This window comes from Plesiomonas shigelloides (assembly GCF_900087055.1).
GTDB lineage: Bacteria > Pseudomonadota > Gammaproteobacteria > Enterobacterales > CAMTGL01 > Plesiomonas > Plesiomonas shigelloides.
Map to the genome: position 1 here is coordinate 2,220,278 of NZ_LT575468.1, position 20,212 is coordinate 2,240,489.

Annotated in this window: 16 protein-coding genes; 9 read left to right on the forward strand and 7 right to left on the reverse strand. The window is 51.3% G+C overall.

Annotation, left to right across the window (positions count from 1 at the left end; translation table 11 throughout):
- The first annotated feature begins 154 nt into the window (after positions 1 to 154).
- From NCTC9997_RS09860 to pflA, 5 genes are all read left to right on the forward strand, one after another.
- Positions 155 to 736 carry a hypothetical protein gene (locus NCTC9997_RS09860; RefSeq protein ID WP_064977986.1) on the forward strand — a complete coding sequence of 194 codons (582 nt, stop codon included), beginning with the start codon at positions 155 to 157 and terminating at the stop codon, positions 734 to 736.
- Positions 737 to 844: 108 nt separating this feature from the next.
- Positions 845 to 2,599 carry a 30S ribosomal protein S12 methylthiotransferase accessory factor YcaO gene (gene ycaO, locus NCTC9997_RS09865; RefSeq protein ID WP_064977987.1) on the forward strand — a complete coding sequence of 585 codons (1,755 nt, stop codon included), beginning with the start codon at positions 845 to 847 and terminating at the stop codon, positions 2,597 to 2,599.
- Between the two features lie 715 nt (positions 2,600 to 3,314).
- Positions 3,315 to 4,175, forward strand: coding sequence for a formate transporter FocA (gene focA / locus NCTC9997_RS09870; RefSeq protein ID WP_106912023.1), 861 nt, complete (start codon positions 3,315 to 3,317; stop codon positions 4,173 to 4,175).
- Positions 4,176 to 4,187: 12 nt separating this feature from the next.
- Positions 4,188 to 6,470 carry a formate C-acetyltransferase gene (pflB, locus tag NCTC9997_RS09875; RefSeq protein WP_010864064.1) on the forward strand — a complete coding sequence of 761 codons (2,283 nt, stop codon included), beginning with the start codon at positions 4,188 to 4,190 and terminating at the stop codon, positions 6,468 to 6,470.
- 568 nt (positions 6,471 to 7,038) lie between these two features.
- A complete protein-coding gene (pflA, locus tag NCTC9997_RS09880) occupies positions 7,039 to 7,779 on the forward strand; it encodes a pyruvate formate lyase 1-activating protein (RefSeq protein WP_010864065.1) in 741 nt (246 codons plus the stop codon).
- A 135-nt stretch (positions 7,780 to 7,914) separates the two neighbouring features.
- On the opposite strand, the gene NCTC9997_RS09885 is transcribed toward pflA, so the two are convergent.
- Both NCTC9997_RS09885 and yfbV read right to left on the reverse strand, forming a co-directional pair.
- Entirely contained in the window at positions 7,915 to 8,409 is a 495-nt protein-coding gene (locus NCTC9997_RS09885) for a YfbU family protein (RefSeq protein ID WP_010864066.1), read from the reverse strand.
- Positions 8,410 to 9,153: 744 nt separating this feature from the next.
- The gene (yfbV, locus tag NCTC9997_RS09890) at positions 9,154 to 9,609 is read right to left on the reverse strand and encodes a terminus macrodomain insulation protein YfbV (RefSeq protein ID WP_010864067.1); all 456 of its coding nucleotides are present in this window, start codon (positions 9,607 to 9,609) and stop codon (positions 9,154 to 9,156) included.
- Positions 9,610 to 9,927: 318 nt separating this feature from the next.
- Here yfbV and ackA point away from each other — a divergent pair, with 318 nt between their 5' ends.
- Together ackA and pta are read left to right on the forward strand one after the other, a co-directional pair.
- Positions 9,928 to 11,130 carry an acetate kinase gene (ackA, locus tag NCTC9997_RS09895; protein WP_010864068.1) on the forward strand — a complete coding sequence of 401 codons (1,203 nt, stop codon included), beginning with the start codon at positions 9,928 to 9,930 and terminating at the stop codon, positions 11,128 to 11,130.
- 90 nt (positions 11,131 to 11,220) lie between these two features.
- Positions 11,221 to 13,344, forward strand: coding sequence for a phosphate acetyltransferase (pta, locus tag NCTC9997_RS09900; protein ID WP_177331144.1), 2,124 nt, complete (start codon positions 11,221 to 11,223; stop codon positions 13,342 to 13,344).
- A gap of 196 nt (positions 13,345 to 13,540) precedes the next feature.
- Here pta and yfcD read toward each other — a convergent pair whose 3' ends face one another.
- The 4 genes from yfcD to NCTC9997_RS09920 form a co-directional block, all read right to left on the reverse strand.
- On the reverse strand, positions 13,541 to 14,053 hold the full coding sequence (gene yfcD, locus NCTC9997_RS09905) for an NUDIX hydrolase YfcD (protein ID WP_010864070.1): 513 nt from the start codon (positions 14,051 to 14,053) through the stop codon (positions 13,541 to 13,543).
- A 26-nt stretch (positions 14,054 to 14,079) separates the two neighbouring features.
- The gene (gene yfcE / locus NCTC9997_RS09910; protein ID WP_039045652.1) at positions 14,080 to 14,631 is read right to left on the reverse strand and encodes a phosphodiesterase; all 552 of its coding nucleotides are present in this window, start codon (positions 14,629 to 14,631) and stop codon (positions 14,080 to 14,082) included.
- A gap of 140 nt (positions 14,632 to 14,771) precedes the next feature.
- Complete coding sequence (locus NCTC9997_RS09915; RefSeq protein ID WP_064977989.1) at positions 14,772 to 15,953, reverse strand: thiolase family protein; 1,182 nt, start codon at positions 15,951 to 15,953, stop codon at positions 14,772 to 14,774.
- A gap of 352 nt (positions 15,954 to 16,305) precedes the next feature.
- Positions 16,306 to 16,770 (reverse strand): Lrp/AsnC family transcriptional regulator, encoded by a 465-nt coding sequence (locus NCTC9997_RS09920; RefSeq protein ID WP_039045650.1) that lies wholly within the window; start codon positions 16,768 to 16,770, stop codon positions 16,306 to 16,308.
- A 110-nt stretch (positions 16,771 to 16,880) separates the two neighbouring features.
- On the opposite strand from NCTC9997_RS09920, the gene NCTC9997_RS09925 reads away from it, so the two are divergent.
- Positions 16,881 to 17,945 (forward strand): PLP-dependent cysteine synthase family protein, encoded by a 1,065-nt coding sequence (locus tag NCTC9997_RS09925; RefSeq protein ID WP_039045649.1) that lies wholly within the window; start codon positions 16,881 to 16,883, stop codon positions 17,943 to 17,945.
- Between the two features lie 264 nt (positions 17,946 to 18,209).
- On the opposite strand, the gene ydiK is transcribed toward NCTC9997_RS09925, so the two are convergent.
- On the reverse strand, positions 18,210 to 19,331 hold the full coding sequence (gene ydiK / locus NCTC9997_RS09930) for an AI-2E family transporter YdiK (protein WP_064977990.1): 1,122 nt from the start codon (positions 19,329 to 19,331) through the stop codon (positions 18,210 to 18,212).
- Between the two features lie 140 nt (positions 19,332 to 19,471).
- On the opposite strand from ydiK, the gene queC reads away from it, so the two are divergent.
- Positions 19,472 to 20,164 carry a 7-cyano-7-deazaguanine synthase QueC gene (gene queC / locus NCTC9997_RS09935; RefSeq protein WP_064977991.1) on the forward strand — a complete coding sequence of 231 codons (693 nt, stop codon included), beginning with the start codon at positions 19,472 to 19,474 and terminating at the stop codon, positions 20,162 to 20,164.
- Positions 20,165 to 20,212 lie beyond the last annotated feature (48 nt).

Here is a 20,212-nt window from a genome sequence, read left to right on the forward strand (position 1 = left end):
GCTCATTATGCCGAGCACGGCCGATAAAAATGTGATTAATCGTGAAAAAAGAGGGACGAATGCAGCATAAAAATCTGAGAGTGTTACTTGCCGCACATAAAAATAACCGTCAACAGTGGTTAGCTTAGCGCCTTATCAGAAGGAAGATGTGTGTATGCGTAAAACGATCCTGACCTGTGCAGTACTGGTCAGCTGTTGGACGGGCACGGCGCTAGCCAATACCGGCCTGCAGCAAGTTGCGGATGACACGGTCAACACCAAACAACGTGCGCAAGCCTTTGCTGCGCTCGAACCGAGCTTACCCCCAGATCCGGGGATGGCGGGCATGGTTTCTTTAGTTGGAGTCGATCTCGATGGCGATGGCGTTCGAGATGACGTTCAGCGTAAAATTGCCGCCCGATATCCGAATGCGCCCAGCAAGCGAGCGGCGCTGTTGCAACTGACAAATGCCATCACCACCAGCATGCTGACCTACCATCAGGAGCTGATGGATAAAAAAGATATTAGCGTTACCGGCGAAGAGATCTCACGCGCTGCTGCGTGTGCCACATTCCAGAATGTGACGCCGGGATTTTCGCTCAAAGAGCTGGAACAATGGATTGCCAACACCCCAGAGCGTCAACTGGCCTACTCAGCGCTGAATGACTATCTAGCGGTAAACGGTGATTTTTATAACTATGCTGTGGAAGGTGCCGCCAACTGCGATAGCAGTTATTACCAGCAGTTGGTACGCTGACCAAGTAAGACGTGCGTTCAACCTGTCGCTGGCAGAGCGAATGCATGACAATAACGACCGGCGCTGTGATGACCGGTGTACTGACTAAACTAAACGGACTCTGTGCACATGCAAACTTTCATTCCGGGCAAAGACGCAGCCCTAGAAGATTCTATCGAGCGTTTCCAGTCCAAACTGAAAGCATTGGGATTTAATATCGAGGAAGCCTCATGGCTGAACCCTGTGCCTAACGTCTGGTCCGTTCACATTCGTGACAAAGACTGTCCGCAATGTTTCACCAACGGTAAAGGTGCCACCAAAAAAGCGGCACTGGCTTCCGCGCTGGGTGAATATTTTGAACGTCTGTCCACCAACTATTTCTTTGCCGACTTCTATCTGGGCCAAGACATCGCCGACGGCGATTTTGTGCATTACCCTGATGAAAAATGGTTCCCGCTGCCTGATGACGACAGCCTGCCGGAAGGTATGCTGGATGAAGGCCTGCGTGATTTCTATGATCCCGAAGGCGACCTGTGCGCATCTGGCCTGATTGATCTGCAATCGGGCAATGAAGAGCGTGGGATCTGCGCCCTGCCGTTTACCCGTCAGTCTGATGGCGAAGTGGTGTACATCCCTATGAACATCATCGCCAACCTGTACGTGTCGAACGGTATGTCCGCCGGTAACACCCGCTATGAAGCGCGTGTACAAGGCTTGTCTGAAGTGTTCGAGCGCTACATCAAAAACCGCATCATCTCTGAAGCCATCAGCCTGCCGCTGATCCCAGAAGAAGTGATGGCGCGCTACCCGCACGTACAAGAAGCGATTGCTACGCTGGAAACCGCCGGCTACCCAATTTTCGCTTACGATGCCTCACTGGGCGGTCAGTATCCGGTAATCTGCGTGGTGCTGTTTAACCCAGAAAATGGCTCTTGCTTCGCCTCTTTCGGTGCCCACCCAATGTTTGGTGTGGCGCTGGAGCGTACTGTAACCGAGCTGCTGCAAGGCCGCAGCCTGAAAGATTTGGATGTGTTCTTACCACCGTCATTCGACAACGACGAAGTGGCCGAGCACGCCAACTTAGAAACTCACTTCATTGATTCGAGCGGTTTGATCTCGTGGGATCTGTTCAAGACCGAAGCTGACTACGAGTTTGCGGACTGGAACTTCGGTGATGATACCGAGCAAGAGTTCGCCGGCTTGATGAGCATCTTTGCCGATGAAGGCGCGGAAGTGTACATCGCCGATTACGAGCACTTAGGCGTGTACGCCTGCCGTATTCTGGTACCGGGCATGTCTGAAATCTATCCGGTTGACGATCTGCTGCTGGCCAACAACAACATGGGCATGCACCTGCGTGACATTATCCTGAGCCTGCCAGATTCCGAGTGGGAAAAAGAAGACTACATGGCCTTCTATAACCAGTTGGATGATGAAGGGATGGATGATTTCACCCGCGTACGTGAACTGCTGGGCTTTGTGCCGGGCTCTAACAGCCCGTGGCATACCCTGCGTGTGGGCGAGCTGAAGTCGATGCTGGCGATGGCCGCTGGTGAACTGGATGTGGCTCTGGAGTGGGTAGATTGGACGATGGAGTTCAACGCGTCGGTGTTCCCATCTGAGCGCGCTAACTACTATCGCTGCCTGAAAGCCTCGTTAGAGCTGTTCTTGGATGAAGAGCGCCACCCTGAGCAGTATCGTCCCGCCTTCGAACGCATGTACGGCGCCGAAACCGTTGAAGCCGCGTGGCAAGGCGTGCGTGGTGAACAGCGTTTCTACGGTCTGAATGCCGCCGACAGCACTCTGGAAGCCTTCCCGGCGCACCAAGCGCTGCTGGAAGCGTATCAGAAGCTGCAAACGGCTAAGCGCACCTTCTGGAGCTAATTGAGTTAACTGCCGCTTCTGTAAACATGTAGCGCAACGCAAATAAAGCAATCATGCCACATCGGCACCGTGGAACGCCTCAAGGCCAGCCTGCGGTGCCGATTTTCGTTACCACTTACAGTATTGGCTAACGATTTAGTTCTCGGCCCTCTCAGCGCCATCTGTCTTTCCTGCTTTTTTGAACTTGCTATTTTTCGGCTTTCCCTGTTTTTCCGTTTTCTATCCACCCACAATGAGCCTGCCACTGCCCGTTCGCACTATTTCGACTGTATTTATGCCTATATTTGCCGCAATGCCATGCAGGAATGTTACCAAAGTGCTAAAATAAGCTATGCTGCACTGCCAGTATGCTTTCCTTGCCAATCAGCAAATAATGGCGCGGATTATGTCTCATAAATGCGGCAACAGTCTGATTGGAAAACACTTTTTATGACGCTCAGTTATTAAGCGCATTGTTGTTTAATTTCGTAATTTAGTTACATTCAATTTTTAGAATAAACTTTCAAAAATATTTTCTTTATGTTTTTCATATAGATAAACAAAAACCCATGTTAATAACCCTGTAAATTGTGTTATATAATTTCACCATTATGATCTAGATCAAGTTTAGCTATCGCTTAATTTGCTAGTATGCTTTCGCCAATTTCATGTCACTGAGTAACCGTGTGTGAAAACAGAAAACTCATCTCATGTTGATGCTTTGCCACCTGCAACGATGGCTAAAACAGCCGAAAACGTTGGTGTCTATAAAGCGACGAAAAATCAAAACCAATCTTTCCTGCTCGCAATCATGGCAGGCGTTTTCATCTCCATCGCATTTGTCTTCTACACTACCGTCATGACCGGCACCGGCTCAGTTGCTTGGGGTCTGGCCAAAATGGTGGGTGGTTTAGCCTTTGCTCTGGGGCTGATTCTGGTCGTACTGTGTGGCGGTGAGTTGTTCACCTCAACGGTGCTGACCCTTGTCGCCAAAGCCAGTAACCGCATTACCTGGAAACAGATGTTCCGTAACTGGGTCGTGGTGTATGTCGGCAACTTCGTTGGCGCTATCTTCTTTGTCGGCCTGATTTGGCTGGCGGGTCAGCACATGGCGGCTGACGGCCAGTGGGGTCTGACCGTACTCAAAACAGCCCAGCATAAGCTGCATCACTCCTTCACTCAGGCCGTTGCGCTGGGTGTGCTGGCGAACCTGATGGTTTGTCTGGCCGTATGGATGACCTATGCAGGTCGCTCGGTTACCGATAAGATTCTGGCTATGCTGTTGCCGGTTGCCATGTTCGTGGCTAGCGGTTTTGAACACAGCATCGCTAACATGTTTATGATCCCAATGGGTATCGTGATTCACTCTTTTGCCAGCCCAGAATTCTGGACAGCAATGAACGTGGATCCTGCTCAGTTTGCGGATCTGACCGTATCTCACTTTGTCTTCAATAATCTGATCCCTGTCACTATCGGTAACATCATCGGTGGTGCCCTGCTGGTCGGAATGATGAACTGGGTTATTTTTCTGCGCGGTGAGAAGGTTTTACCGGCATCGCTGCGTACTGCGCTTTCGCAAGAAACACCACAGAATTAAGGTAGGTGCATAATGGCCGAATTAAATCCAAACTTCGCTAACGCTTGGGAAGGCTTTGCCTCCGGCGAATGGCAACACGCTGTCGACGTTCGTGACTTCATCCAGAAGAACTACACTCCGTATGAAGGTGACGAAGCGTTCCTGGCTGGTGCAACTGAAGCTACCACCAAGCTGTGGGATTCCGTCATGGAAGGCATCAAAGAAGAAAACCGCACTCACGCGCCGGTTGACTTTGATACTGACCTGCCGTCTACCATTACTTCTCACGATGCCGGTTATATCGACCAGTCTCTGGAAACTATCGTTGGTCTGCAGACTGACGCGCCTCTGAAGCGTGCGCTGATCCCATTCGGCGGCATCAAGATGGTTGAGGGTTCCTGCAAAGTTTACGGTCGTGAACTGGACCCAATGGTTAAGAAGATCTTCACCGAATACCGTAAGACTCACAACCAAGGCGTGTTCGACGTTTATACTCCGGACATCCTGCGTTGCCGTAAGTCTGGCGTTCTGACTGGTCTGCCTGATGCCTACGGCCGTGGCCGTATCATCGGTGACTACCGTCGTATCGCGCTGTACGGTATCGACTTCCTGATGGCGGACAAGTTCGCACAGTTCGGTTCCCTGCAATCTCGTCTGGAAAACGGCGAAGATCTGGAAATGACCATCCAGCTGCGTGAAGAAATCGCAGAACAACACCGCGCTCTGGGCCAGATCAAAGAGATGGCTGCTAAGTACGGTTTCGACATCTCCGGTCCTGCTAAGAACGCTAAAGAAGCGATTCAGTGGACTTACTTCGGCTACCTGGCTGCAGTTAAGTCTCAGAACGGCGCGGCAATGTCTCTGGGTCGTACCTCTACTTTCCTGGACATCTTCATTGAGCGTGACCTGAAAGCCGGTCTGATCACTGAACAAGAAGCGCAAGAAATGGTTGACCATTTCGTTATGAAACTGCGTATGGTACGTTTCCTGCGTACTCCAGAATACGATACCCTGTTCTCTGGCGACCCAATCTGGGCAACCGAATCTCTGGCCGGTATGGGTCTGGACGGTCGTACTCTGGTTACCAAGAACAGCTTCCGTTTCCTGAACACCCTGTACACCATGGGTCCATCTCCAGAGCCAAACATGACCATCCTGTGGTCTGAAGCTCTGCCAGAAGGCTTCAAGCGTTATGCGGCGAAAGTATCTATCGATACTTCTTCCCTGCAGTACGAAAACGACGACCTGATGCGTCCAGACTTCAACTCCGACGACTACGCGATCGCATGCTGCGTATCTCCAATGATCGTTGGTAAGCAAATGCAGTTCTTCGGTGCCCGTGCGAACCTGGCTAAGACCATGCTGTACGCAATCAACGGCGGTGTGGACGAAAAACTGAAGATGCAAGTGGGTCCAAAAGAAGCGCCAATGACTGACGCCGTTCTGGATTACGACAAAGTTATGGATCGTCTGGACCACTTCATGGACTGGCTGGCTAAGCAGTACGTGACCGCGCTGAACGTGATCCACTACATGCACGACAAGTACAGCTACGAAGCCTCTCTGATGGCGCTGCACGACCGTGACGTAGTACGCACCATGGCGTGTGGTATCGCAGGTCTGTCTGTAGCGGCTGACTCCCTGTCTGCTATCAAGTACGCTAAAGTTAAGCCAGTACGTGATGAAGACGGTATCGCTATCGACTTCGAAATCGAAGGCGACTATCCGAAGTTCGGTAACAACGATGCGCGTGTAGATGACATCGCTTGTGACCTGGTTGAACGTTTCATGAACAAGATCCGCGCACTGCGTACTTACCGCAACGCGATCCCAACTCAGTCCGTTCTGACCATCACTTCTAACGTAGTTTACGGTAAGAAGACTGGTAACACTCCAGACGGCCGTCGTGCTGGCGCTCCGTTCGGTCCAGGTGCTAACCCAATGCACGGCCGTGACGAGAAAGGTGCTGTTGCATCCCTGACCTCTGTTGCCAAACTGCCATTTGCTCACGCGAAAGACGGTATCTCTTATACCTTCTCTATCGTGCCAAATGCACTGGGTAAAGACATGGAAGCGCAGAAGCGTAACCTGGTTGGTCTGATGGATGGTTACTTCCACCACGAAGCGTCCATCGAAGGTGGTCAGCACCTGAACGTGAACGTAATGAACCGCGAAATGCTGCTGGACGCGATGGAAAATCCTGAGAAATATCCTCAGCTGACCATCCGTGTATCTGGTTACGCAGTGCGTTTCAACTCACTGACCAAAGAACAACAGCAAGACGTTATCACCCGTACTTTCACTCAGTCTCTGTAATCCAGACACTGACGAAAACGAGTAACGCGTTAAGCGAATAAATTAAAGGCCCCGTAAGGGGCCTTTTTTTGTTTCTGGTGCAATATGTAGCTGGCTTACTTTTGTAGCAACTGACTGCGGCAGCAACTTACTACAGCAGCAAAAAGACACTACCGAGAAGCAAACCGCTATACTGAGCCTGTCGACAGTACGAAACAGAAACAAACGCATAAAATCCGCACATTTTGTACCAGATTATCCACGATTAGGCGGTTCAATTTCGCTGCCGAAATGGGATAATGAGAAAATCTAATGATGAGCTGAATCCGGCCAGCATCCACCGGAAATGGTAACGCTGTTGCAGCCTGTCACAGTAACAGTCGCATCAGCACCGGTTACCCCAGCCAGACACTTTGCGGTTCCCTATTAGGTTTCGCAGTGTGAGACAACGCGAAGCAATACAACGAATTGTTTTATCTAAGTTTGTGTTGCAACGGATTAGACCCGCGCGCTTTGTGTCACGGCGGCGCAAACCTTTTTTACAGTACAGGCTGCTATTGATCAGCCTAACACGGAGTATATCCTGTCTATGTCAGTTAAAGGACGTATCCACTCTTTCGAATCCTGCGGCACCGTTGACGGTCCGGGTATCCGTTTTATCGTGTTCATGCAAGGCTGCCTGATGCGCTGCCTGTATTGCCACAACCGCGATACCTGGGATACCCACGGCGGCAAGGAAGTGACCGTAGAAGAAATCATGAATGATTTACGCTCCTACCGGCATTTCATGAAAGCTTCCGGCGGTGGTATCACGGCGTCCGGCGGTGAAGCCATTTTGCAGGCTGAGTTCGTGCGCGATCTGTTCCGTGCCTGTCAGGCAGAAGGGATCCACACCTGCCTCGATACCAATGGTTTTGTGCGCAAGATGGAGCCGGTGATCGATGAACTGCTGGATGCCAGCAATCTGGTGATGCTGGATCTCAAGCAGATGAATGACGATGTACACCAGAATCTGGTTGGTGTCTCCAACAAGCGCGTGTTGGACTTTGCCCGCTATCTGGCCAAGCGCAATCAACCAACGTGGATCCGTTATGTGATTGTGCCGGGTTACACCGATGATGACGCCTCCGCCCACCAGTTAGGCGAGTTCACTAAAGATATGCACAATATCGAGAAGATTGAGCTGCTGCCATACCACGAGCTGGGCAAACACAAGTGGGAAGCCATGGGCGAAGAATACAAGCTCGATGGCGTAAAACCACCGAAGAAAGAAGTGATGGAGCGCATCAAAGGCATTCTGGAAAGCTACGGTCACAAGGTTGCCTACTAACCCGCTGCGTTAACCGAATCAAACACACGAGCGCTGCCCTGCTACACCACGGCGCGAGCGTGTAACGGCGACAAAAAAGCCGGTATCAAACGATACCGGCTTTTTTAGACACATCGATTACTTACTAAGCATCACTTACGCATTCACAATCTGCGTAATCTCCGCCGCACTTAAGTGATACTGACGTGGGCACGCATGCCAAACTTGCAACATGCGCTGGTACTTCGCCCACATTGGCATCTGGGCATTAAAGCAATGCTCGCAGGCATCAAACTGCGGATAGCGCCCTTCGGTCTCGGTCAGGAAACGCACATAGCCCAGCAGATGTGACTCGGATGCTGCGTCAAACCCTAAGAAATTGAGGCGACGGCGGTCGATGGTACTGGCATCCGCCAGATTGTTAAACGACACCTGCAGCGCATGGTACATCTCCATCACATCGATGATGGTACGGCAATCATCTTCACTGATCTCACCGAAGTGACGGTCCAGCTCTCGCAACTGTAAACCGTAGCCACATTCAACAATGGTTTGTAGACGACGATAACGATCGGCCTGTGCCGGATCCAGCATCGCCATCAAGTGATATTGGTTGGAGATAATAAGACGCTGCGCGTTGGTCATTTCCATCGTGTGATTCTCCGCACGTTCCGCAATTTATTTCGCGATTAAAAGAGATTTCCTAATAGCTGTATCGATTCAACAAAACAGCAGTGAAGAAATATCTTTGAAATAAAAAGTAACACGCTAGCGAAAATATTTTTTTGATTTAAACCATCTTTTCATTCTCTGCGCGAAAATAACATTCCCTCGCGCAGATCAATATGTCAGATAAGTCATTCTGTTCTGACAAAGTCGCAATAAAAATAATGATGAAAATAGAAACAACTCGTTTATTTTCGCAACGCAATTCTTGAACGTAAGGTCATTTATCGGGCATTTCGATGCAATAAATAACAGCTGACACGTTACAGCTATTAATCATAAGCAACACAACAGAAAACACCAATATGTATTCACGCCGTAAAAAGACCTACAGGGAAGCGAAGAGACAAGGAACATGCAGCGCGAAGCGCATAACTATGCAAAACGTCATATCAGTGCACATAAAATAGACATAAAATAAGCAGAAAACAGAACAAAACGGCATAGCGCGGCAAAGTTGCCGTGCTGAACGCCACGACATCTACATAATCCGCATTTAAGTAATCAGCTAAGCCAGCAGCTAAGTCATCAATCCAGCAGCCCAATACTCGCACGTACTCCCCCTACGGATTAGTACGTACTTATTTACTGCTTATCAATGACTTAGCACAGCTATTCAGCACGCCGCTTGCTCATGTTTGGCTCATATCTGGCTCACATCCGGCAAGGTTACAGCTCATCGAGCAGAATTTGCCACTCCGGCTTTTTAAAAGCGCGGTTTAAGAGATCGGCCAGCTCTTGGTAGCGCGGCTTAGCCACTGCTGGCATCAAGGCCATACCGCCCGAGCGCATCTTGTCATAGATGTCGCGATACCAGCTGGTTAACGCTGGCGGCAACGGCGTATGCGCACGTTTTCCCAGCCACCATAGCCCTTGAATCGGCAGGCTCAGTGCAAAAAGCCCCACAATCACGGCCATCGCCATGTTGTTCCCGCCGCCTAACGACATCTGCCATGCCACACTGAATACTGCCAGCGCCGGCATAGCACGCTGAGCAAAGCGCGTGGTTTTGATGATGCGTGGCTCAGGGAAAATCAGCCCCAATCGCTTCTCAGCTGGCCACAACTTCATGTACGTTTGCCCGTCCCGGAGCAGCTGCATCCAACCTGGATTCACCTCGTTCATAAGCCCTCCGATTCAACAAAAGTCACAAGCATTAAAATTTTTAAATAAAAATTGATTAAAATTAAGCTTCTTTATTCAATTTATTTTGTGATCTGAGCCAACACTCGGTATCCTATGCGCTCACACAAGCAGGAACAGATCAACTCAACCATAGTCGTATATAAAGAAAGTGTCATCTACTTTCTGTTGCTGAATTTATCGGTAAAAATGTTGTTTGTTTAAGCATACACATTCCTTCCGATATTACACGACGATTACGCACATATGCCTGATCTGTTTATGTAATGATAATCCGTTTAGACGTATAGGTACTTTCTCATGTCGAGCAAGCTGGTTCTGGTTTTAAACTGCGGTAGTTCCTCACTGAAGTTCGCCATCATTGATGCAGCAACAGGTGACGAATATCTGTCCGGTCTGGCCGAGTGTTTTAACCTGCCGGAAGCCCGTATCAAGTGGAAAATGGATGGTGCTAAGCACGAAGCCGAATTGGGCGCCGGTGCTGCACACGCTGAAGCTCTGAGCTACATCGTAAACACCATTCTGCCGCAAAAGCCGGAGCTGTCTGCGAACCTGACCGCCATCGGTCACCGTATCGTTCACGGTGGCGAAAGCTTCACCTCTTCTGCAGTTATCACTCCAGAAGTTATCGAAGGTATCAAGGCTGCGATCCCATTCGCACCTCTGCACAACCCTGCGCACCTGATCGGTATCGAAGAAGCGCTGAAAGAATTCCCTCAACTGGCGGACAAAAACGTAGCGGTATTCGACACTGCGTTCCACCAGACTATGCCACAAGAAGCATACCTGTATGCGCTGCCATATAACCTGTATAAAGAGCAGCACATCCGTCGTTACGGTGCCCACGGTACCAGCCACTTCTACGTAAGCCGTGAAGCAGCGAAGATGCTGAACAAGCCAGTAGAAGAGCTGAACGTGATCACTTGCCACCTGGGTAACGGTGCTTCTGTTGCAGCTATTCGTAACGGTGAGTGCGTAGACACCTCTATGGGTCTGACTCCACTGGAAGGTCTGGTAATGGGTACCCGTTCCGGTGACCTGGATCCAGCGGTGATCTTCCACCTGCACGACGCAATGGGCATGTCTGTTGCTGAAATCAACGAACTGCTGACCAAGAAGTCTGGCCTGCTGGGTCTGACCGAAGTGACCAACGACTGCCGTTACGTTGAAGACAACTACGCGACCGCTGAAAACGCGAAGCGTGCAATGGACGTATTCTGCTACCGTCTGGCGAAGTATGTTTCTTCTTACGCTGCAGCGATGGATGGCCGTCTGGACGCTATCGTATTCACCGGTGGTATCGGTGAGAACTCTGCACTGGTTCGTGAACTGACCATGAAGAAGCTGGCTGTTCTGGGCTTCGAAATGGATGCAGAAGGTAACCTGAAAGCACGCTTCGGTAAGTCCGGTAACATCGCGACTGCCAACAGCCGTCCTGCGCTGGTTATCCCAACCAACGAAGAGCTGGTGATTGCACAAGACGCTGCACGTCTGACTGCCTAATCAACAACTCCCGCACCGTCAGCCTCGCTGGCGGTGCTTTTTTGTATTCAAGCATAACCGAAAGAGGTTTAGCCCGTGTCCCGTACCATCATGTTAGTTCCAATCGGCACCGGTGTCGGCCTGACAAGCGTCAGTCTGGGTGTTGTACGTGCGATGGAGCGCAAAGGCGTTAACGTCAACTTCTTCAAACCAATCTGCCAGCCACGCCACGGCGGCAACGGTCCTGATCTGACTACCAGCAGCATCCGTGCTAACAGCTCTGTGAAAACGCTGGAGCCGTTCACCCTGAGCTTTGCTGAGAACCTGATCGGTAGCGGCCAGACTGATGTTCTGCTGGAGCAAATCGTTGCTCGTTTCGCGGAAGAAACCAAAGATGCAGACACCGTTCTGATCGAAGGTCTGGTACCAACCCGCAAGCAGTCTTTCGCTAACAATGTGAACTTTGACATTGCTAAAGCGCTGGACGCAGAAATCGTCTTCGTTGTAGCACCAGGCACTGATACCCCAGAAGAGCTGAAAGAGCGTCTGGAAGTAGCCTGCTCCAACTTTGGTGGTCTGAAGAACAAATCCATCGCCGGCGTGATTGTTAACAAGCTGAATGCACCGGTTGACGAGATGGGCCGTACCCGTCCGGATCTGTCTGAAATCTTTGATGACAGCAACAAAGCGAAGTCTGTTAACGTAGAAGTGCTGCAGCTGTTCTCCAACAGCCCACTGCGCATTCTGGGTTGCGTGCCTTGGAACTTTGATCTGATCGCAACACGTGCTATCGACATGGCGAAGCACCTGAATGCAGAAATCATCAACGAAGGTGACATCAACACTCGTCGCATCAAGAATGTGACTTTCTGTGCGCGTAGCATCCCGCACATGGTTGAGCACTTCCGTCCAGGCTCTCTGCTGGTGACCTCTGCTGACCGTCCAGACGTTATGGTTGCTGCCTCTCTGGCTGCCATGAACGGTGTGGAAATCGGTGCCCTGCTGCTGACTGGCGGCTACGCTATCGAACCACAAGTTCGCGAACTGTGTGCCCGCGCTTTCGAAACTGGTATGCCAGTATTCGGCGTGAACACCAACACCTGGCAGACTTCCCTGAACCTGCAAAGCTTCAGCCTGGAAGTACCAGTAGACGACAAAGCTCGTATCGAAAAAGTACAGGACTTCGTTGCCTCTCACATCGACAGCCAGTGGATCGAATCCATGACTGCCGCGTCGACTCGCTCACGTCGTCTGTCTCCACCAGCATTCCGTTACCAGCTGACCGAGCTGGCACGTAAAGCCGGCAAGCGCATCGTGCTGCCAGAAGGTGATGAGCCACGTACTATCAAAGCAGCAGCACTGTGTGCTGAGCGCGGTATCGCGGAATGTATCCTGCTGGGTAACCCAGAAGACATTCAACGCGTTGCAGCTTCTCAGGGCGTTGTTCTGGGCAAAGGTATCCAGATCATCAACCCAGCTGACGTGATTGAAACTTACGTTCCACGTCTGGTTGAGCTGCGTAAGAACAAGGGCATGACTGAAGTGGTTGCGCGTGAGCAACTGCAAGACACCGTTGTTCTGGGCACCATGATGCTGGAAGCAAACGAAGTTGACGGTCTGGTATCTGGCGCAGTTCACACTACCGCCAACACCATTCGTCCACCGTTGCAGCTGATCAAAACTGCACCGAATGCCTCTCTGGTATCTTCCGTGTTCTTCATGCTGCTGCCGGATCAGGTTCTGGTTTACGGTGACTGTGCGATCAACCCGGATCCAACTGCTGAGCAACTGGCTGAGATCGCAATTCAGTCCGCTGAATCGGCTATCGCTTTCGGTATCGAGCCACGCGTTGCAATGATCTCTTACTCTACCGGTACTTCAGGTGCAGGTAGCGATGTAGAGAAAGTTCGTGAAGCGACCCGTATCGCACAGGAAAAACGTCCTGATCTGATGATCGACGGTCCTCTGCAGTACGATGCCGCGATCATGGCTGACGTTGCGAAGTCTAAAGCGCCAAACTCTAAAGTAGCGGGTAAAGCGACTGTATTCGTGTTCCCAGATCTGAACACCGGTAACACCACATACAAAGCGGTACAGCGTTCTGCGGATCTGGTTTCTATCGGCCCAATGCTGCAAGGCATGCGTAAGCCGGTTAACGACCTGTCTCGTGGTGCTCTGGTTGACGATATTGTCTACACCATCGCTCTGACTGCTATTCAAGCGACTCAGCAGTAATTCGATAACGCGGCATCGCTCGGTGCCGCGTGTGTTGACTGCTTTCGCTCGCTCAATAGACTGACGTTAAGAGATGTTTACTGTTAACCAGTTAGCATTAACTTTTACTGTTAGCTAAGAGCACAAAAAAACCGGCCTCTGCGCCGGTTTTTTTATTTCTTACTGTCTGTACCTATGCCGATATCGCAGCCCAAACTCAAATATCGTCTGTTCCATTGCGGTTTAACCACAGATCCAGCGCCACACGGGTATCTGGGGTGATTTCGCGGCGACGCTGATTAATCTCATCCAGCGACATCCACATCACTTCGGTGATCTCTGACTCTTGCAACGCAAATGGCCCACGGCTGATACAGCTGAACAACCCACCCCACACTTTGCAATCCTCTGACTCATAGTAGAAGCTGCCGTGATCAAGGAATGGAATGCCGGCAATACCCAGCTCTTCTTCCGCTTCGCGCTTCGCCCCCTCGGTCAGGCTTTCACCGGCGGAGACCACCCCACCAGCGGCCACATCCAACCATCCCGGATAGAAGTCTTTGCTGTCAGTACGGCGCTGCACCAGAATATGCCCCATGCCGTCGTGCACAATAATATAGGTCGCGCGGTGACAGAGGTTTTCCTCTCTAACCTGTTGACGCGAAACGGTATCGATCACTTTGTTATCCGCGTCAACCACGTCTACCCATTCTTGAACATGTGTATCCATCAGGCTTAATCCTTGAATGATGCTGCTCAATCGCCCAGAGTCACTGACAACAGCGGGGCTTGTGTTTCCAATTCGAGAACCTGCAACGTGTGGTCGGCATACAGACCATAACTGGCCGGGAAGCCGCCTTTAGGCAAGCTGGCTGAACCTGGGTTAAAGATCCAATTTGCGTCTTGCTGTTCCGCCAACGGAATATGGGTATGACCATAGGCCAACACATCACCACCAGCTAACGGTGGCAACGTGCTGCGGTTATACTTGTGGCCATGCGTCAGGAAAAAGCGGCGCTCCGGTAGCAAAATCTGTTGATAGTCCGCCAACACCGGAAACTGCAACAGCATCTGATCCACTTCGCTTTCACAATTCCCGCGTACCGCAATAATTCTATCCTTGTAGGCGTTCAGCCGCTCAGCGACCTGCGCCGGCGCATAATTATCCGGTAACGGATTACGAGGTCCGTGATACATCAGATCGCCCAGCAAAATGAGCCAGTCCGCCTGATGTTGGTCAAAACGCTGCAAAACCTGCTCAGTCGCGCTGAGTGAGCCATGCAGATCAGAGGCAAATAACAGTTTCATGGGATGGGAAAATTAACGGAATAAAACCGTAGGATAGCGTACCACCGCGCCCGACGCCATCGTCAGATAAACAGAAAAGGCCTCCAACGGAGACCTTTTTTATTTCTGCCAACTATCTCAAATTACAGAGATAAAATGGTTTAATCAATCAGCTCGACGGTCATAGCCACACCTTCACCGCCACCGATGCACAGTGCGGCCAATCCACGCTTTTTCCCGTAGCGACGCAGGGCATGGATCAAGCTCACCACCACCCGCGCCCCACTGGCGCCCAAGGGATGACCAAGAGCACACGCTCCGCCATGTACGTTGACTTTATTGCTGTCTAAACCGACATCTTCAATCGCCAGCAAGGTCACCATCGCAAAGGCTTCGTTGACCTCGAACAAGTCGATATCGTCTGGCGTCCAGCCAGCCAGATCAATGGCTTTACGGATCGCGCCCACCGGTGCCACGGTAAACTCTTCTGGCGCCTGCGCATGGGAAGCATAAGAGACAATGCGCGCCAGCGGCTTACAGCCATTTTGCGCGGCATAATCAGCGGTACTCAGCACTAAAGCTGCCGCACCATCAGAAATTGAACTGGAGTTAGCCGCGGTAATGGTGCCGTCTTTAGCAAAGGCCGGACGCAGACCCGGAATTTTCTCCGGTTTGGCATTGCCTGGCTGCTCATCGATACACACTTGCGTATTACCGCTACGGGTTACCACGGTGACCGGCACAATCTCTGCTTCAAATGCCCCCTGCGCAATGGCCGCATTGGCTTTAGCCAGTGAGTTGATAGCAAAGTTATCCATCGCCTCGCGCGTCACGCCACGCTTATCGGCCATTTGCTGCGCCAGAACGCCCATCAGCTTGCCGCTGTAGGCATCTTCCAGCCCATCGGTAAACATGTGATCTTTCACCGCGCCATGCCCCATTCGCAAACCGGTACGGGCCGCTGGCATCAGGTACGGGGCTTGTGACATGCTCTCCATTCCACCAGCCACCACAACATCGGCCTCCCCGAGTTTGAGCGCGGCAGCCCCTTGCATCAAGGTTTTCATGCCGGAGCCACACACTTTGTTCACCGTGGTGCAAGGCACGCTATCCGGTACTCCGGCCGCTAATGCCGCCTGACGCGCAGGTGCTTGGCCCAATCCCGCAGGCAAAACGCAACCTAACAACACTTCATCCACCTGCGCCGGTTGAATGCCTGCACGCTCAATGGCCGCTTTCACCACTTCCGCCCCCAATTGTGGTGCAGTAAATCCGGACAGACTGCCCTGAAAACCACCCATCGGAGTACGCACAGCAGACAACACCACAATCTCTTTCGACATAGTAACCTCTTCCTTGGTTAAACACTCTTCTCTGGATGTATCAGCGCCATGGCTGACTTGTTGTTTATTTTTTATCAGCAAGTTATGACTTATAATTGACAAAAACTCGCACATCCAAAAAAAAGTTACCTACATTCCAAAATGATTGTCTGGTTGCTGGTTTTAATAAAAATTTGCCGCGCTGTGACAGCAGATGTAAACGACAAGTTGCCATTTTGACCACAAAGCACCGGCCATACACGACTCGTTACAAGACTACGTTCTAAACAGATGGGGCTTAACTCACGGCCTGATGTCCACGCGTGCACAGTTTTCTCGATTATTCGCGAGTCGGCGGCAAGAGAGGCCGACATTATAACGGCAGCGCGGTGCTGTATTTGATCTGCTCCATGGCAAAACTAGAGGTGACTTCGCTCAAACCGCGCACATTGTTGACCAGTTTTTTATAAAACTCATCGAACGCTTTCATGCCAGAAACCTGTACTCGCAGCAGATAATCGTACTCCCCGGCCATGCGGTAAAACTCCATGACTTCGGGAAATTCGGTAACGTGGGCAACAAATGCTTGATACCACTCACGAGAGTGATCTTGGGTCTTTAACAGCACAAATGCGCTCATACCGACGCCGATTTTTTCCGCATCCAGCAACGCGACACTGGCGCGGATCACCCCCTCTTCTTCTAAGCGCTTCAACCGCTTCCAACAGGGCGTGGTGCTGAGGTTCACCGCTTCGGCCAAGACTTGTAGAGACAAGGTGCAATCCTGCTGCAGCATTGCCAGCAGCGCGCGGTCAGTTTTATCCAATTCCCGCTTCATATAGAAAATTATTCTCCCAATTCGGTTTTGTGCGGTAATTATGGCAAGGTTTTTCCCCAACACTCAAGCTAGGATTAAGTCATAAGATCACCACTGACAGGATGATGAGCATGCCACGCCGTACATGGACTAACCGGGCCATTCAGGCCATCGAAGCCGATTTCCAGCGCTCTGCTGACACCCACCTGATTAAGCTGCCGCTGCCGGGATTACCGGGCATAGATATTTACCTTAAAGATGAGAGTACCCATCCAACAGGTAGCCTGAAACACCGTCTGGCACGTTCGTTGTTCCTGTATGGACTGTGTAATGGCTGGATCCAAGAAGGCACCACCATTATCGAAGCCTCTTCCGGCAGCACCGCGGTTTCAGAAGCCTATTTTGCTCGCCTGTTGGGCTTACCCTTTATTGCGGTGATGCCGCGCAGCACCGCCAAGCGCAAGATTGCCCAAATTGAGTTTTACGGTGGCCGCTGCCATTTCGTGGATAATTCATCGCAAATCTATGCCGAGTCGGAACGTCTGGCCTGTGAGCTGAACGGCCATTACATGGATCAGTTCACCTATGCCGAGCGTGCTACCGACTGGCGCGGTAATAACAACATCGCCAACAGCATTTTCAATCAGATGGCGCTAGAGCCGCATCCAGTGCCGCGTTATGTGGTGATGAGTGCAGGTACCGGCGGCACCTCTGCCACCATTGGCCGCTATCTGCGTTACAAATGCCATCCCACCGAGTTACTGGTGGTAGACCCACAAAACTCGGTGTTCTTCGATTGCTATATGCAAAATGACCGCAGCCTGACGTGCACCTGCGGCAGTAAGATTGAAGGGATTGGTCGCCCACGCGCTGAGCCATCGTTCATTTGTGATGTGATTGATGAAATGATGCAAGTGCCCGACTCAGCCAGTATCGCCACCATTCACTGGCTTGAAACCATTTTAGGCCGCAAAGCGGGCGCTTCAACCGGCACCAACTTGTGGGGCGCACTGCAACTGGCGCAGCGTATGCACCAGCGCGGTGAACAAGGATCGATCGTGACCCTGCTGTGTGACAGTGGCGAACGTTATCTAGATACCTACTACAACCCGCAGTGGCTGTCTGAACACATCGGTGATTTGAGCGCAGATTTACACACGCTGCACAGCATTACCGGTACGCAGCCGCAGGCTTAAAACCGATAACAGGCCAGCTAAGAGAGGTATTAGAGCAGTAGCATACGTTATGCGTACTTCCGTTCTTGTCGCGTTTCTTGCCTAGCCAGTAAATCGGCACATAAAAAAACAGGCTCCGATAGCACGTACAGTTAGTCTGTATCGTTGTCATCGGAGCCTGTTTTATTTTGGCCTTTTATCTGGATATTGCTTTTTATTTAACCGAGTTAAACCAACCCGCCATCAAACAAAACCACCACAGACCAGCCGTCTTAAAATCAGCGATCATTTGGGCTCAGCATTTGGCGAGCTTTGACTATCCGCGCTGTTATCGGTGATCGGCGCTGCCGGTTCACTATCCGCTTCTCGAATCCATGCCACCAGCAGAGTGTAAGCTACCGCCAGTACCACCGGACCGATAAACAGACCAATGATGCCAAACGCCAACAAACCACCGATCACACCGGTCAAGATCAGCATCAGCGGTAAATCTGCGCCACGCTTAATCAGCATCGGGCGCATGAAGTTATCCATGCTGCCCACTAGCAATGACCACACCAGCAAGAAGGTGCCCCAGGTGTTATCACCGGTCCAATAAATCCACGCCACCGCAGGAAATAGCACCAGTGCAGGCCCTAACTGAGCAATCCCCAGCAAGAACATCAACACCGTGAACACCATGGCATAAGGCACACCAGCGATAAACAGCCCTACACCAGCCAAACCGGATTGCACCAGCGCAGTCACCACCACGCCCAGCGCTACCGCACGGATCGCTTGTGAAGCCAGAATCACCGCAGTATCACCACGCTCACCGGCTAAACGACGGGTAAAGCGACGAATACCCTGCGCCGCCATCTCCCCAGAGCTATACAGCAAACCACAGATCACCACGGTGACAATGAAATGCACGATCAGCATTCCGAGATTACCGGCTTGCGAAGCCAGCCAGCCCAGCGATTTACCGACATATGGAGTGAGTTTGCTGGCCAGCGTCCGACCACCACTATTTTGAATTTGCGTCCAGAAATCGGCCAGTTTCGGGCCAATCCACGGGATCGAATCCAGGTGCGCCAGCACCGGAATATCCATGGTCGGCAGCTTGCGACTCCAGTCAATCAGCGCCGGCACGTTATCAATGACGGTACTGATGGTGAACAAAATCGGGATCACAAACAGCAGCAACAGCGCGGCTACCATCACAAAGGTCGCCAGCGAGCGTTTACCCCACAAAATCCGCTGTAATAACAGCAAAATAGGCCAGGTGGAAATCACGATCATCGTGGCCCACACCAATGCCGGTAAAAACGGATTCACGACCCAGAATGCCGCAATCAGCAGAATGCCGATAAACAGCACACTGAACACGGTACGCGTAATGTCCGGCCCGACAGGTTTGTTCAACATAAGAAACCTTACTCAGAGTTATCAGTTAACACTAACAAGCATAATACGGTATTAAAAACCATGACACGATTTAAGCGGTGCACAGCCGGTGGAAATTCTCTATCCTTACATTAACTTGTTGCAATTGAGAAACCGATACTATGTCCACAACCGTCGTCATTTTCAGTGGCGGACAGGATTCTACCACCTGTCTGGTTCAGGCGCTGACTCAATATGAGCATGTGCACTGCATTACCTTCGATTACGGCCAGCGCCACCGCGCTGAAATCGATGTCGCGCGTAAGTTAGCGCAAAAGCTGGGCGTCGCCGCCCACAAAGTCATGGATGTCACCTTACTGAACGAACTGGCGATCAGTAGCCTAACCCGCGACAACATTCCGGTTCCCACCGAATGCAGTGACGGCGTGCCTAACACCTTTGTGCCAGGGCGCAATATTCTGTTCCTGACACTGGCTGCAATCTATGCCTATCAAATTGGCGCCGAAAGCATTATCACTGGCGTGTGTGAGACAGACTTTTCTGGCTATCCAGATTGTCGTGATGAGTTTGTCAAAGCGCTGCATCATGCGGTAAACCTTGGCATGGCGCGCGATATTCGTTTCGATACGCCACTCATGTGGCTGGATAAAGCCGAGACGTGGGCGTTGGCCGATTATTACGGTGCGCTGGAGACAGTACGCCATGAAACATTGACCTGCTACAACGCCGTACAGGGCGATGGCTGTGGTGAATGTCCGGCTTGTCACCTGCGCGCACGTGGTTTACACACCTATTTGGCTGATAAAGACGCGATCACCCGTAGCATGCTGCAAAAAACCGGTCTGCGCGCGTAAACTTTTCTTCGCATCACGCGCAACGCCACTGAGCTCAACATTACCGCG

What these genes read in the sequence shown, in the direction of transcription:
- NCTC9997_RS09860 (WP_064977986.1), top strand. Translation starts at nt 155, where the DNA reads ATGCGTAAAACGATCCTGACCTGTGCAGTACTGGTCAGCTGTTGGACG.
- ycaO (WP_064977987.1), top strand. Translation starts at nt 845, where the DNA reads ATGCAAACTTTCATTCCGGGCAAAGACGCAGCCCTAGAAGATTCTATC.
- focA (WP_106912023.1), top strand. Translation starts at nt 3,315, where the DNA reads ATGGCTAAAACAGCCGAAAACGTTGGTGTCTATAAAGCGACGAAAAAT.
- pflB (WP_010864064.1), top strand. Translation starts at nt 4,188, where the DNA reads ATGGCCGAATTAAATCCAAACTTCGCTAACGCTTGGGAAGGCTTTGCC.
- pflA (WP_010864065.1), top strand. Translation starts at nt 7,039, where the DNA reads ATGTCAGTTAAAGGACGTATCCACTCTTTCGAATCCTGCGGCACCGTT.
- NCTC9997_RS09885 (WP_010864066.1), bottom strand. Translation starts at nt 8,409, where the DNA reads ATGGAAATGACCAACGCGCAGCGTCTTATTATCTCCAACCAATATCAC.
- yfbV (WP_010864067.1), bottom strand. Translation starts at nt 9,609, where the DNA reads ATGAACGAGGTGAATCCAGGTTGGATGCAGCTGCTCCGGGACGGGCAA.
- ackA (WP_010864068.1), top strand. Translation starts at nt 9,928, where the DNA reads ATGTCGAGCAAGCTGGTTCTGGTTTTAAACTGCGGTAGTTCCTCACTG.
- pta (WP_177331144.1), top strand. Translation starts at nt 11,221, where the DNA reads ATGTTAGTTCCAATCGGCACCGGTGTCGGCCTGACAAGCGTCAGTCTG.
- yfcD (WP_010864070.1), bottom strand. Translation starts at nt 14,053, where the DNA reads ATGGATACACATGTTCAAGAATGGGTAGACGTGGTTGACGCGGATAAC.
- yfcE (WP_039045652.1), bottom strand. Translation starts at nt 14,631, where the DNA reads ATGAAACTGTTATTTGCCTCTGATCTGCATGGCTCACTCAGCGCGACT.
- NCTC9997_RS09915 (WP_064977989.1), bottom strand. Translation starts at nt 15,953, where the DNA reads ATGTCGAAAGAGATTGTGGTGTTGTCTGCTGTGCGTACTCCGATGGGT.
- NCTC9997_RS09920 (WP_039045650.1), bottom strand. Translation starts at nt 16,770, where the DNA reads ATGAAGCGGGAATTGGATAAAACTGACCGCGCGCTGCTGGCAATGCTG.
- NCTC9997_RS09925 (WP_039045649.1), top strand. Translation starts at nt 16,881, where the DNA reads ATGCCACGCCGTACATGGACTAACCGGGCCATTCAGGCCATCGAAGCC.
- ydiK (WP_064977990.1), bottom strand. Translation starts at nt 19,331, where the DNA reads ATGTTGAACAAACCTGTCGGGCCGGACATTACGCGTACCGTGTTCAGT.
- queC (WP_064977991.1), top strand. Translation starts at nt 19,472, where the DNA reads ATGTCCACAACCGTCGTCATTTTCAGTGGCGGACAGGATTCTACCACC.